At 60.5% G+C, this 14,000-nt stretch carries 7 protein-coding genes and 6 pseudogenes; 12 read left to right on the top strand and 1 reads right to left on the bottom strand.

Annotation, left to right across the window (positions count from 1 at the left end):
- Positions 1 to 681 precede the first annotated feature (681 nt).
- The 9 genes and pseudogenes from HAP48_RS05270 to glmS all read left to right on the top strand — a co-directional run.
- Positions 682 to 1,665, top strand: coding sequence for a glycoside hydrolase family 191 protein (locus tag HAP48_RS05270; protein WP_166214509.1), 984 nt, complete (start codon positions 682 to 684; stop codon positions 1,663 to 1,665).
- Positions 1,662 to 2,648, top strand: a complete 987-nt coding sequence (locus HAP48_RS05265; RefSeq protein ID WP_029084575.1) for a tetratricopeptide repeat protein — start codon at positions 1,662 to 1,664, stop codon at positions 2,646 to 2,648. Before HAP48_RS05270 ends, HAP48_RS05265 begins: the two co-directional genes overlap by 4 nt.
- A 297-nt stretch (positions 2,649 to 2,945) precedes the next feature.
- On the top strand, positions 2,946 to 3,131 hold the full coding sequence (locus tag HAP48_RS05260; protein ID WP_210292793.1) for a hypothetical protein: 186 nt from the start codon (positions 2,946 to 2,948) through the stop codon (positions 3,129 to 3,131).
- A gap of 83 nt (positions 3,132 to 3,214) precedes the next feature.
- Positions 3,215 to 4,705, top strand: a pseudogene (gene istA, locus HAP48_RS05255) (IS21 family transposase); the annotation flags it as partial.
- Positions 4,706 to 4,713: 8 nt separating this feature from the next.
- Positions 4,714 to 5,436 (top strand): annotated as a pseudogene (gene istB / locus HAP48_RS05250) (IS21-like element helper ATPase IstB); the annotation flags it as partial.
- A 449-nt stretch (positions 5,437 to 5,885) separates the two neighbouring features.
- The gene (locus HAP48_RS05245) at positions 5,886 to 7,295 is read left to right on the top strand and encodes an integrase catalytic domain-containing protein (protein ID WP_166209478.1); all 1,410 of its coding nucleotides are present in this window, start codon (positions 5,886 to 5,888) and stop codon (positions 7,293 to 7,295) included.
- Positions 7,296 to 7,405: 110 nt separating this feature from the next.
- Positions 7,406 to 7,810, top strand: a pseudogene (locus tag HAP48_RS05240) (transposase); the annotation flags it as partial.
- Positions 7,811 to 8,712: 902 nt separating this feature from the next.
- Positions 8,713 to 9,477 (top strand): Crp/Fnr family transcriptional regulator, encoded by a 765-nt coding sequence (locus HAP48_RS05230; protein WP_051346837.1) that lies wholly within the window; start codon positions 8,713 to 8,715, stop codon positions 9,475 to 9,477.
- A 78-nt stretch (positions 9,478 to 9,555) separates the two neighbouring features.
- Positions 9,556 to 10,695: pseudogene (gene glmS, locus HAP48_RS05225) on the top strand (glutamine--fructose-6-phosphate transaminase (isomerizing)); the annotation flags it as partial.
- A 55-nt stretch (positions 10,696 to 10,750) separates the two neighbouring features.
- On the opposite strand, the pseudogene HAP48_RS05220 reads toward glmS, so the two are convergent.
- A pseudogene (locus HAP48_RS05220) lies at positions 10,751 to 11,320 on the bottom strand (transposase); the annotation flags it as partial.
- Positions 11,321 to 11,446: 126 nt separating this feature from the next.
- On the opposite strand from HAP48_RS05220, the gene HAP48_RS49915 reads away from it, so the two are divergent.
- The 3 genes and pseudogenes from HAP48_RS49915 (at position 11,447) to tnpC (ending at position 13,800) form a co-directional block, all read left to right on the top strand.
- Positions 11,447 to 11,794, top strand: coding sequence for a transposase (locus HAP48_RS49915; RefSeq protein ID WP_275949198.1), 348 nt, complete (start codon positions 11,447 to 11,449; stop codon positions 11,792 to 11,794).
- Complete coding sequence (gene tnpB / locus HAP48_RS05210) at positions 11,791 to 12,135, top strand: IS66 family insertion sequence element accessory protein TnpB (protein ID WP_029085230.1); 345 nt, start codon at positions 11,791 to 11,793, stop codon at positions 12,133 to 12,135. Before HAP48_RS49915 ends, tnpB begins: the two co-directional genes overlap by 4 nt.
- Before the next feature lie 73 nt (positions 12,136 to 12,208).
- Positions 12,209 to 13,800: pseudogene (tnpC, locus tag HAP48_RS05205) on the top strand (IS66 family transposase).
- Positions 13,801 to 14,000: the final 200 nt, after the last annotated feature.

Here is a 14,000-nt window from a genome sequence, read left to right as displayed (position 1 = left end):
ACCCGGTTCGTTGCGATCTTGCCTTGTCGAATGCCAATGGCTTGTCCACCGCGTTAGAACCGCCGAGTATGCGCTGGGTCTGATACAAATCAGATTTTTTCGTTGGTTCGCAGAAAGCGTACCAATTACAATTGCGTCGGAGAAGCTGCGTCTTGTCCCTAACACACCCTTCCGGGAGCAAGGGTCTAAGGAATCAACTGCATTTCAGGAAACGAGTTGGTTAGGCGGGATACTATCATTATGGCATTTAGCTCCAGCGGCGTTGACGAATGAATGAACTCATTTCGCCGGATCACCGGTCTTCGGGCAATGGATGGGCCGACCAACTTACAGCCTATCGCCAGCGGACGAGGGGCCGCAGCCGTAGTCTTGAGCGAGACGCGTCTGAGATCTGCGTGTTTGAACGGCCTGTTGCCGTCGACACGAGCAGTGGGGCGGCATTGTGTCCTCAACCACGACCAATGCCATGATGACCGTAAACGGGCAGTATGGAGCAATGGTTGGCGTGGTCGAAAACGAGCCGGCCACCGGATGTCACGTTGTTCGCGTGCCAACTTCCGAAGCTGACTCCGATTCGCTAGTCGCGATGATCTGTATTTTGTTTCGTCGCTGTACCGAAGAGTCGAGCCGCGCCTTTGCGTCAATTCTGTCGTCACGCCTTCGGCTCTTGGAGATACGTCGATGAAGTTCTGCAAACGGGTGCGACCGCGCAACCGCTCGCTGGCCAAAGGCGAGATTGCTTCGCTCTTGCGGAGGGGCAGAGAAGTCTGGCGATTACCCATGGCCCGTGAGGAGAGGGCACATTTGATCAGCCGCCGACAACTTGGGATCCTGCTAGGCATCATATCGTGTGCTCCGTCTCTCTTGGGAGCAGCCCAGCTGAGCGAAAAACGGAAGAAAGGCCAAATCCCTTTCCTCGTCTATTATGGCGCGAGCACAGATCCAGCCATTGGCGCCTTTGCCCTTGCGGCGCTCGACAGCGATTTAAATCTCGCGCCTCTCGACCGATTCCGTCGCGACGCGACTTACTTGGGCTATCTCAGCTTGAGTGAGGTCCACTCTGGACGCCCTTATTTTGTCGAGCTCGCTGCTGAGGGCTTGCTTTTCGGAGCGAACGCAAACTGGCCAGACGCACGGTTCATCGACTTGCGACATGAAAACTGGCGCCGGCGCGTGGTAAAAGACCTCGTTCCCGGAATTCTTCAAAAAGGCTTTGATGGAGTGTTTCTTGATACACTTGACTCGGCCGAATTCCTTGAGAGGCAGGACCCGAGCCGTTATGGAGGAATGGTTGAGGGCGCTGCCGATCTCGTCCGCGCAATTCGGACGGCCTTTCCGGGCATTCTGATCATGATAAACCGGGGCTTTGCGGTACTCCCGCTGATCGCAGGTCATTTTGACATGGTTCTCGGCGAGTCAGTCCGCACTACGTTCGATGCCGGAACGGGTCGTTACAGCTTCGTCTCAGAGTCGGATTACGAGTGGCAGCGCCAGCAGTTGTGGGCGGCTGGCGGCCGCGACCCCAATCTGCAGCTCTTCTCGCTCGACTACTGGGATCCTAATGACAAAGAAAACATTGCGAAGATCTACACTGAGGAGCGTGCAAACGGGTTTGTTCCCTATGTTGCCACGCCAGATCTCACCCGGATTGTACCTCCTCCATGAAGCCCTTCTTTCCGCGCCTCAATCACGGTCCAAAGCTTGGCGACTTGCTGCCCGCGGCTCCGTCGATTCCGGTGTTCCTGATTGTTCTCGTGCTCATGGCAGTTTCGCTCAGCGCGCTTTTGGTCCCTCGCGGAAGCGAACTGGCGCTCCTCGAGTTGGAGGCCGGCAATACGCAAGTCGCGCTCAATCTGCTTGAGCAAATGTTCGAGGCTGGCGACCGATCACCGCCGACTGTTGCAGCGTTAGCGAAGGTCCGAGCTCGTTCCGGTGACGTCGCCGGTTCAATCCGATTGCTGATAGGCCAACTGGACGAGCACCCGCGCGACATTGGGCTAATGCGGCTTTTGGCTGGCCAATACCGGCAGTTAGGCCGTACGGATGACTGCGCGGACATCCTGGTACGGGTTAAGGCCCAGCACCCGACTGCCGAGGTGAGACGTGAACTCGTGCGGACGTATTTGCAGATCGTTGAGGTCGAGCTGCGGCGCGGCCGTGGGCACAAAGCGGTTGCTGCCTTGCGTCAGACGCTGCCGTTTCGATTCGCCCAGGGGCGCCCGCCCGAACTTTCCCATGAACCGGAGCTTCTCCATCCGTCGGTCCTCGTCGACGTCGCCCGGGCTTACATCCGTTTAGGTCTCGTACATGAGAACTGGGCGGTCATGGACGCACTGCTGCGCCAGCAGCCCTCTGCAGAAGCAGAAATGGCATGGGCCCTTGCTGCGGCGGGGGCGGGGCGGGCAAGTGAACTCTTTCATTGGCTTCAAGCCCGCAAGGTGGGCTCGATTAAGCCAGAGTTTCTAAAGGAGATTACCTTCCTGGCCTATCATGCGAAAGCGCACAGCGTCGCGGCGGATGCTGCGAGGCGTCTCGTCGCCGCTCGGGGCAATGATAGCGATCGCATGTTGATGGCTGAGGTCTTCACCGCAGCCGGTTTATCTTGGCTCGGAGCTTCTTCCCGGCGCTCTCTCACTGTCTCCCCATAGGAGCCGACCTAACGAACCGGGATATGCTTTAAACGTAGCATGCAGACCGTGGGCTACAAAGGCGACTGGTTTGTCGGGAATAAGGTTTCGGAGAGTTCACTCAAGTCAGCTTGAGACTATTGGAAATATTGTATTTGAGCCCGGTGCATCATCCTTCACGAAGCCCTCGCCGAACATGATGGCGGATGCGTCTTCGCCCTGGCTAGTGTCCCGAGTCACAAGTTCGCAATCGCAGATTCGCAGCAGGTTCGCGTCGCTGTGCCAAGGCTGGAGGCAGCAGCAGTGACGGAGGATCTGATGGCGGTCCAGCAACTTGCCTCCCTGACATTGAGTGATGAAGAGCGCACCGAACTGAAGGCGCTGACGACGCGGCGGAAGACGGCGCAGGCGCTGGCTCTGAGAGCCCGGATCGTGCTGACCTGCGCGGAAGGCGGTCAAAACAAGGAAGTGGCTGTCATTCGGCCTGCAATATTGACCCCCTAAGCCGGGGGATCGGCGTCCAAAATTGACCCCCTGTAGGTTGGTCTGTTGCGCTGCCTGCTTTGGAATGAAGCAGGTGGTCGGGGATGCTGGTCGTGGAGACGATTGCGCGGATTCGGCGCGAGCACTTCATCAAGGGCAAGACGATCAAGGAGATCGCCCGCGACCTGAAGGTGTCGCGGAACACGGTCCGGAAGGTGCTGAGGTCCGGAGGGACCTCCTTCGAGTACGAGCGGCAGGTGCAGCCACGACCAAAGCTGGGGCGGTGGGCATCGGAGCTCGATAGGCTGCTGGCGGCGAACGCGACCAAACCGGCTCGTGAACAGCTGACGCTGATCCGGATCTTCGAAGAGCTGCGCGGGAGCGGCTACGACGGCGGTTACGATGCCGTGCGGCGTTACGCCAGGCGGTGGAGCAAAGAACGCGGGCAATCGACCGCGGCCGCTTATGTCCCGCTGAGCTTTGCCCCCGGCGAAGCCTACCAGTTCGACTGGAGCCACGAGGTGGTCTTGCTGAGCGGCACCACGGTGATGGTGAAGGCCGCCCATGTCCGGCTCTGTCACAGCCGCATGCTGTTCGTGCGGGCCTATCCGCGGGAGACGCAGGAGATGGTGTTCGACGCCCACGACCGGGCGTTCGCCCTGTTCAAAGGCACCTGCACCCGCGGCATCTACGACAACATGAAGACCGCCGTAGAGACGATCTTCGTCGGTAAAGGGCGTCTCTACAATCGCCGCTTCCTGCAGATGTGCAGCCACTATCTGGTCGATCCGGTCGCCTGCACGCCAGCGTCGGGCTGGGAGAAGGGGCAGGTCGAGAACCAGGTCGGGCTGGTCAGGGAACGCTTCTTCACGCCGCGGCTGCGGTTCAAAAACCTCGACGAGTTAAACGTCTGGCTGCTCGACAAATGCATCGCCTACGCCAAGGCTCATCGCCATCCGGAGCTGGTCGATCAGACGATCTGGGAAGTGTTCGAAGCCGAACGCCCCAAACTCGTTCCCTATGCCGGCCGCTTCGACGGCTTCCATGCGGTGACGGCATCGGTCTCGAAGACCTGCCTGGTGCGCTTCGACAATAACAAATACTCGGTCGCAGCCAGCGCAGTCGGACGACCGGTCGAGGTTCAAGCCTATGCCGATCGCATTGTGATCCGTCAGGATGGACGCATCGTTGCCGAGCACCCGCGATCCTTTGGCCGCGGCGATACCGTCTACGACCCCTGGCATTATGTGCCGGTGCTCGCCCGCAAACCCGGCGCCTTGCGCAACGGTGCTCCCTTCAAAGACTGGGTGCTGCCGGCCGCGATCGAGCGGATCCGGCGCAAGCTTGCCAGCACCGACGATGGCAATCGGCAGATGGTCGACATCCTCAACGCGGTGCTGACTGACGGTCTGCCCGCGGTGGAAGCAGCCTGTGCTGAAGCGCTCAGTCACAGCGTCCATTCCGCCGATGTCGTGCTCAATATCCTGGCCCGTCAACGTGAACCCGCCCCACCGGCCAACATCATGACGCCGGCCGCACTGACGCTCCGTCATGCGCCGATCGCCGATTGTGCCCGCTACGACAACCTCCGGAGGACCATCTGATGGAACGAACCCAAATCTTCGACCTCATGGGCGAACTCAAGCTCTACGGCATGAAGGCTGCCTTCGACGAGATCATGGCAACTGCCGTCAAACGCCAGCACGAACCTCAGCGCATTGTCGGCGACCTGCTCAACGCCGAGATCAACGAGAAGCAAGCCAGGTCGATCAAATACCAGCTCACCATTGCCAAGCTGCCGCTTGCCAAGGACATTGCCGACTTCCAGTTCGACGGCACGCCGATCAATCAGACTCTCGTCAATGATCTCGCTGGCGGCGGCTTCATCGCCCAACAACGCAACGTCGTGCTGGTTGGCGGCACCGGCACAGGCAAGACCCACCTGGCCATTGCCATGGCCAGAAGCTGCATCCGATCCGGGGCTCGCGGCCGCTTCTTCAACGTAGTCGACCTCGTCAATCGCCTCGAGACCGAGACCCGCAACGGACGGCAAGGACGGCTCGCCGAGCATCTGACCCGGATGGACTTCATCGTGCTGGATGAACTCGGCTATTTGCCCTTCGCCCAGTCCGGTGGCCAGCTTCTCTTCCACCTCGTCAGCCGGCTCTATGAGCGCGCCTCTGTCATCGTGACCACCAATCTCGCCTTCGGCGAATGGCCGAGCGTGTTCGGCGACGCCAAAATGACCACCGCGCTGCTCGACCGGTTGACCCATCACTGCGACATTGTCGAGACCGGCAACGATAGCTGGCGGTTCAAGAGCCGAGACGACGATCACGCCACCCGCGCTCGTCTCGCCTCCGCTATCCCGGCCAGCTCCGACGAGACGAGCGCTACCAGCAAAGCCCGCCGCGCAAAGGGGTCAAAATTGGACGCCGATGAGGGGCGCATTGCCTCATCGAAAATGTTACCGAACAATTCCGCTGATGACTGGGGCGGCGTTACCGAATCAGGTCGGTGGCGCCAATGGCGAGCGGGATCAGCATGGGCGCAAGGCGCGAGGTGTTGGCCGTGGTGGCGAGGCGCTACCGTGCGGCTGGACGAGTTGAGAAGGGACGGATCCTTGACGAGTTGACAGCGACGACGGGTTGGCACCGCAAGCACGCGGTGCGAGCACTGTCGGTTGCCGGAAGGGACAGGCCCAGGCCACCACTGGACGAAGGGGCAACGAGCCCAACCGAACCAGCGACAAGTCGGCGACGCAAATACGCCAGCGTGCGCGACGCGCTGATCGCGCTGTGGGAAGCCTCCGATCGCGTCTGCGGTAAGCGCCTCGTATCGATGATCCCAGTGCTGTTGCCCGCACTCGAGCGGCATGGCCGGCTGAAGCCAACGAGCGCAGAGCGTGCGCTGCTGACAACTCTGAGCGCGGCGACGATCGATCGGATGTTGATCGACGTTAAAATTGCGGCTGCTGGGGGGCGCCGGCGGCGAGTCGGATTCTACTCGGCGATTCGACGCGAGGTGCCGATCCGCACTTTCAATGACTGGGCAAACCCGCCGCCAGGCTTTTGCGAGATCGACATGGTCGCGCACGGTGGGACCAGCGTCGCCGGCTCGTTTATCCAGACTTTGACCATGGTGGACATCGCAACAGGATGGACGGAATGCCTGCCCCTGGTGACACGCGATGGCAGCCTCGTCGTGGAAGCGATGAAGCGAGCGCAGGGCCTGTTCCCGTGGGTGATCTGTGGCGCCGACTTCGATAACGACAGCGCGTTCATGAACGACGTCGTCGTTCCATGGTGCCGAGCACAGAAGATCGAGGTAACGCGGTCACGTGCCTACAAAAAGAACGATCAGGCTTTCGTGGAGCAGAAGAACGGTGCGGTGGTCCGGCGGCTCGTCGGATACGGGCGCTTCGACGGGGTCGAGACGGCCCGCGTGATGGCACGTCTCTACGCGGCGGCGCGCCTGCTGGTGAACTTCTTCCAGCCGTCATTCAAGCTCAAAGAGAAGCGCCGCGAGGGTGCCAAGATCATCAAACGCTATCATCCGCCTGCCACACCATACGAACGTGCACTGGGGCACCCGAAACTCCCATCAGCGGTCAAGCGCCGTCTGCGCCACACGTATCGGACTCTCGATCCCATACAATTGCTTGCCACGATCCGCACGGCGCAGGAAGAGCTCGGCGAACGGATCGGCAAGCGCGGTCTTGCGAAGGTTCCCACCGTATCGCCGGCTGATCCGCTCTCGTTTGCCCGATCGCTCGGCACGGCGGCAAAAACCGCCGAAGTGCGGGCCACGCACCGCCGGCCGAAACAGCGATACAAAACGCGTATTCGCATGCCCTCGAAGCTCGATCCCCATCTCGCGATCATCGAGAACTGGCTCGCCGTCGAGCCACAGCTCACTGCACTGGCCATCGTGGGCAGGCTCGCCACGATCGATCCCTCGATGTTCAGCGACAAGCAGCATTCGATCGTTCAGCGCCTGCTTCGGTCCCTCCGGCGGAAGGTGGCGGAGACAGCCATCGTATCCATGCCCGTGGATGAAATACGGCCCGAGGCTGTGGACGGCGCTGCGTGTGATGAGCACTCCGCCCCGCCCACAGCCTCTCCACCGAGCTGGCCGCGGCTCGAGACCGGTCTGGGGCAGTTCGTAGACCTTCATCCCGGGTAACATTACTTCCTGAGGCAATACGAGGGGTCAAATTTGAACGCCGATTGACAGCGGTGGAAGCTGAGCGGGATGTGCTGCTTGCCGCGCAACAAGTCGCAGCGCCGGCGCCGGCGGCGATGTTGCTCGATATCAAGGGCATCGGGCCAGAGTTCGCCGCCATCCTCTGGTCGGAAGGGCTCTTCCGACACTTCGGCAATCGACGCCAAGTCGCTTCTTATGCGGGCCTAACGCCAACACCCTGGCAAAGCGGTTCGGTTGATCGCGAACAGGGCGTGTCTAAAGCAGGCAATCCGCGATTGCGAACAACGCTCGTCCAACTCGCGTGGCTATGGCTGCGCCATCAGCCGCACTCGGCGCTGGCCCTGTGGTTTGAAGATCGGGGCAGGCGCAATGGCGGCCGTCTTAAGAAGACGACAATCGTGGCGCTGGCGCGCAAGTTGCTGGTAGCGCTCTGGAAATATGTGACCGCAAGCGTTGTCATCGACGGAGCCGTGATGAAACGTACCTGGCGATAAACGCTGACCGAATCCTTAAATCTTCCAGGACTTGATCAGTCCTGGCGGATCCAGGTGGACGAACCGCACCCGAACATGGCCTAAAAAGCCCGTCTTCAAGAATGGTCTCGTCTTCCTGAGCCCCGACCGCCGCAAGCGGGATATTGGTGCAGCCGTTTCGCGCGGCGACCGAATGTGAGGTTGATCGTGCTCGGAACCGAGCCGCGTCCAGGCAATCGGGCTCAGCCTCGGATACCGAACAGATACTGGAGATCTGCGGATGTCACCCTAATACGCCCCCCTTGACTTGAACCTCCCCATGTGAGGTTCGGATGAAGCGCTCTGCGACGCCGTTGCCTCTGGCTCTCGCACGAAGGAGGGCGAAGCTTCGATCCCCAGGCATTCGATTTCGTCATGGAAATCGTCGGATATGTAGTTGGAGCCATGATCATGACGCAGCTTCAATCCGCGCGCCCCCCCGGGCGCCATGGCTCCGAAGCCCCGATGCACCCCCTGACGCACCGGCTCCGGGGCCTCGAAGCGATTGGCCGACCGCGATGCATGAATGCCGACGACTTCCGAATTGGAGTGTTCCACGGCAACGAAGACATTGGCCGTGAGATGGTGATCGTCTGCGTCATGTCCGTTCCCCACATTTCATTGACCTTGCCAGTGATGATCGTCCCATCGTGCGGCTTGCTAACTTTCGCCGGGGCCCTTTCGGCTTACTCCTTCTTAACGAGTAGATAACCGGGACGTTGCTGCTAAGGCTGCCCTCCAATATTTGATCTGTCTATTTCCGAACGCTCGATATTTTACTTCGACGCGGGACTTTCCAAGAGGTCTTCCAAATGACTTTCCGTCAAATGACGATTGTCGAGGGCTCCTGGTCAACGCCAACGCTTCAATCAACGATGAGTCCAATGCTGGATGAAACGGAGGTTTCCCGTTTTGTCAAAGTGATCGGTGCAAAAGGTGACTGCTTGCACCTCCGGTCGCAACAACGCGTTCCGCTTCCTCCGGCCGGAAGAGTGCTCATCCTGCGGGAAGGCATGCTCGCAATCGATGCGATGCCCGCAAAGGGAAAGCTCCAGGTACTGGATTTCCTGGTTGCGGGAGACGTTGTATCGGCGTCGAGCGTCCTTCCCGCGCCCGGATATTCGTTGCGAGCAATCACCCGGGCGTCGTTGGTCTCTCTGGATCCTCCTGCAGTCGACCGGTCGATTCCAGCTCAAGATTATTGGGCATTTCTGGTCGCCCGATCCTTGAATCAGCTGGCTCGCGCGAGCATTCATCAGTTGTTGATTGGTCGTCTCGAGACCGAGCAGCGCGTCGCCTCATTCATTCTGAGTTTAGCGCTGCGGAATCTCCGCAAGGGGATGCGCCAAGTGTCCGTCGATCTCCCCATGTCGCGCACTGACATTGCCAACTATCTCGTCATCAACTGCGACACGTTGAGCAGGACGATGATGAGATTATGCGATAGCGGCTTGATCGAAAGACATAGCCGCCATGTGCTTCGAGTTATCGACCTTGAGGCGCTGAGGAGGAGATCCCCCCTCGCGTCGTTGCTGTCAGCAGTATTCGAGAGGAGGGACGGCCAGGAGAGCGGTTCCGCGAGTTGCGTGGAAGAAAGCGCATCCGTGCCTTCGATGCTGAAGATCACGGTCTCAGTTCTCTTGTGGTAACAGGCGCCCGATTGTCGCGTTCCAGCGCAAAGTATCCTTATGCCTCGCGGCGAATTGTAGATACATCGGAGTAGGAAGATGTGTGGAATCGTCGGTTTCGTGGGGCGAGGACCGGCCGCCGCCGCGATTCTGGATGCATTGAAACGACTTGAATATCGAGGATACGATTCAGCGGGTATCGCCACGATAGAGCGCGGTATCCTGACGCGGCGGCGCGCAGTCGGAAAGCTCAAGAACCTCGAGAAAAGGCTGAGTTCTGAGCCGCTTGCCGGCCGCATAGGCATCGGCCACACCCGCTGGGCAACCCATGGCCGTCCAAATGAGGAGAACGCGCATCCGCACGCGGTTGATGGCGTTGCGGTCGTTCATAACGGCATCATCGAAAATCATCGCGAGTTGCGTGACGAGCTTGAGCGGGCAGGGGCGCGCTTTGTCACCGAAACAGACTCCGAGGTGGACGCCCATCTTGTAGACCAGCAGCTGAAGAGGGGTTGCAAGCCGGTAGAGGCGGTACGCGCCGCGCTGCCGTGACTGGAGGGAGCGTTTGCGCTGGCGTTTCTGTTTCAAGGCTACGAAAACCTGATCATTGGGGCGCGCAAGGGATCTCCGCTTGCGGTCGGGTATGGACGGGGCGAAATGTACCTCGGATCCGATGCGATTGCTCTTGCGCCGATGACCGACATGATCAGTTACGGCGACCTCGCAGTGGTTCACGCGGCAGGGAATCGACTTTCTCAATATGAAAGGCGAATACCTTCAACGTCCGCCAGCCAGGATCGCCGCCTCGACCATCGCCGCCTGCAAAGGCGAGCATCGGCACTTTATGCTCAAGGAGATTCACGAACAGTCGAGGGTGGTTGGCCAGACGCTCGCACAGTACATTGATATCGCGAGCAGCATGATCAAAATGCCCGCTCTTGCGGAATTGAATTTCCGCGACATCAACAGGGTGTCCATCACAGCCTGTGGCACCGCCTTTCACGCCGGGCTCATTGCCGGTATTGGTTCGAACGTTACGCAGGCCTCCTGGTCGAAATCGATATCGCCTCCGAATTTGGTTATCGCAAGGTGCCGTTCGATCCCGGCAATCTGGCGGTCTTTGTATCGCAATCCGGAGAAACCGCCGATACACTCGCCTCGCTGCAGTTCGCAAAAGCTCACGGGCGGCGGCTGCTTTCGGTTGTCAACGTGCCAAGCTCGACGATGGCGCGCGCGAGCTAGATTGTCTTGCCCACGCTTGCCGGCCCGGAAGTCGGAGTGGCCTCCACCACCGGGCCAGCAACAAGCCGCTCTTCTTCATTAGCCGGTAGACGCGCTTGGCGTTGACCGGGTCGTGGCCGGCGGATCGCCGCTCGCGCTTGAGGAGCGCGGCGATCCGCCGATATCCATAGCTCGGCCGGCTATCCACCAGGCGCCGGATATCGGGAGTGAGCTCGGCATCCCCGGCGCGGATCTGGGGACCTCGCTTTGGACGCTTCCCGTTCGCTCGCTCCACCAGGTTGGAACGGGCCACCCCGAGGGTCTCTGCGATCAGCTTCACGGGGTATCCTCCGGCGCCTGCGATCGCGACAGCAAGGTCGGTTTTTTACCCGTGCAAGGTCAAGAGCCTCCTTGAGGATCTCGACCTCCAGGGTCTTGCGGCCGAGCATGCGTTCGAGGTCTCGAACCGTTCCTCCAGCCTCCGGACCTCGGACGCGGCGACCACATCCTCATCCGCGCGCACCGCTTCCTTGCCCCCTTCGCTCATCAGCCGTCTCCATCGGAAGACCATGCTCGGGGAGAGCCCATGGCGACGGGCAACATAGCTGATTGACATGCCCGGTTGCAGCGTCTCGTTGACGACCAAGAGCGTAAGCGGCAAAGAAACCCCGTCTGGCGGAGTGGTAAGCGATCGGCTATCGGCTGCTGAGTTTGTGAGCCGATGTGAGCTTCTATGTCTGCGCCTAGTTCTGGAACTAGAACCTTCCATATGATCGAAGCGGTCGCCGACCGTCTTGAGGGAGCGCCGCGGCAGCTTCGCCGACGCTGGTCGGACGAGTTCAAGGCGCAAATTGTGACAGAGGCGCTGGAGCCTGGCGCGAGCGTCTCGGCGATCGCCCGCCGGATCGGCATTCACCCGTCGCAGCTGTTCGCTTGGCGCCGTGATGCTCGGGCCGAGCGGCATTATCGCTCGCGGCACTCGAGTTGCGAGGGCGTGGTGGCGTCTGTGGCAGGCACAGTGATTGAGATTGCCATTGGCGAGGTCGTCGTGCGTGCCGGCGTGGACGTCGACGAGGCGCACTTGCATCGAGTGATCCGGGCGGTGCGTTCGGCATGATTCCCTCGGGCGTGAAGGTGTTCCTCGCCAGCCATCCAGTCGACTTCCGCAAGGGTATCGATGGCCTGGTTGCGCTTGTGCGCGATGCGGGCTCAGATCCGTTCGACGGTGCGCTTTATGTCTTCCGGGCCAAAAGAGCCGACAGAATAAAGATCGTATGGTGGGATGGCTCCGGCGTGTGCCTCTATTTAAAACGTCTCGAAAAGGCGAAGTTCTGCTGGCCGCGGATCGGGCATCATCGGGTGCAGATGAATCCTGCGCAGTTGATGGCACTGGTGGATGGAATGGACTGGAAGCGGGTCCGGACCGTGGCGGTCCAGCCGCCGGAGATTGTTGGGTAAAAGCGCTGCGGCGAAGTGAATCAGTGAGCTGAAAAGGCAAGAGAACCGGGGCAAAATGTGCTTGGTCGGGCCAATGACGCCGCCCGATCTCAACCTCCCGAATGACGTAGAGACGCTGAGAGCCATGGTGCTTGCCCTGGCCGAGAGGGCGGCCCGCGCCGATGCTCTGGAGAGCGAAGTCGCCGATCTCAGGGTGCGCAACGCCGATGCCGATGCGCGTATCGAGCGGCTGACGCAGATCCTGAAGGCCTTCGACCGCGCCCGGTTCGGCCGACGATCGGAAAAGCTCGGCTCTGCGAACGGCGACGATGAACAGCAGGCCTTTGTCTTCGAGGAAATTGAGACCGGCATCGCTGCAATCAAGGCCCAGGTCAGCAAGGGCCGTGAGCAAGCGGATGGCAAGCGTGCACCGCGTCGGCGCAAGGGCTTTGCGCCCCATCTGGAACGGATCGAAACCGTCATTGAGCCGGAAGACCTTGCTGAGCATGCCGGCAAGCAGAAGGTGGTGATCGGCGAGGACGTGTCGGAGCGTCTGGATGTGGAGCCAGCGAAGTTCCGTGTGATCGTCACGCGCCGTCCCAAGTATGCCTTCAAGAACGCGGACGGCGTAATCCAGGCGCCGGCTCCGGCCCATATCATTGAAGGAGGCATTCCGACGGAAGCGCTTCTGGCCCAGATCGCGGTCGCCAAATACGCCGATGGCAGCCGCTCTACCGGCAGGAGGCGATCTACGCGCGCGATCATGTCGAGCTCGACCGCCAGCTGATGGCGCAATGGATGGGCAAGCTCGGCTTCGAGCTCGAGATCATGGCCGACTACATCTTCAGCGAGGTCAAGAAGGCCGAACGGGTCTTTGCCGACGAAACCACCCTGCCGACGCTCGCTCCCGGCTCCGGATCGACGAAAACGGCCTACTTATGGGCCTATGCCAGAGATGACCGCACCTTTGGCCGCAGCGGTCCCCCGATGGTGGCTTATCGCTTCGAAGACAGCCGCTCCGGCGAATGCGCGGTCCGCCATCTCAATGGTTATCGGGGCATCCTGCAAGTGGATGGCTATGCCGCCTATAACAAGTTGGCGCGCGCCGATCGCGGCAATGATGGCATCACATTGGCTGGCTGCTGGTCACACAGCAGACGCAAGTTCTACGAGCTGCATGTTGCAGGAAGCTCGAAAGTGGCAACGACGACGGTCGAGCGGATGGCAAAGCTCTGGCAGGTCGAGAAGACCGTGCGCGGTCAAAGTCCCCACGCACGCGTTGCCGCGCGTCAGCAAGCCTCCGCGGCGGTCGTCGCAGATCTCTTTGATCTCTGGCAGCAGACCTTGCGGCGGATCTCCGGCAAATCAAAACTGGCCGAGGCAATCCGCTATGCCGTCTCGCGCCGTGCCATCTTCGAGCGCTTCCTGACCGACGGCCGCATTGAGCTCGACTCCAACATCGTCGAACGCGCCATCAGGCCACAAACAATTACGAGAAAGAATAGCCTCTTCGCTGGCAGCGACGGCGGCGGACGAACCTGGGCGACCATCGCGACACTGCTGCAGACAGCGAAGATGAACAACGTCGATCCGTTCGCCTGGCTCACCCTCACGCTTCAGCGCATCGCCAACGGCTGGCCGAGCAGCCAGATCGAGGCGCTTATGCCATGGAACCACGCCGCGTGAACGGCCTCAGCTTGCCGCTTACCCAAGAGCTTCTGTTCCGTCGTGAACCGATGCCGGCGGGCAACGCCGATGATGACTTGAAACTTCGAAAACGTCTCGGACATAGGCGTATGCCTAGGACTAGGCCTAGCTCCTCCGGCTAACGCCGGTGTCCGGTCAAAACGGGGGCAGTTCAGGGGCCACCGCCGAAATCCATCACG

This window comes from Bradyrhizobium septentrionale (assembly GCF_011516645.4).
GTDB classification, from domain to species: domain Bacteria; phylum Pseudomonadota; class Alphaproteobacteria; order Rhizobiales; family Xanthobacteraceae; genus Bradyrhizobium; species Bradyrhizobium septentrionale.
This window is presented reverse-complemented; position numbering and strand designations above follow the sequence as displayed.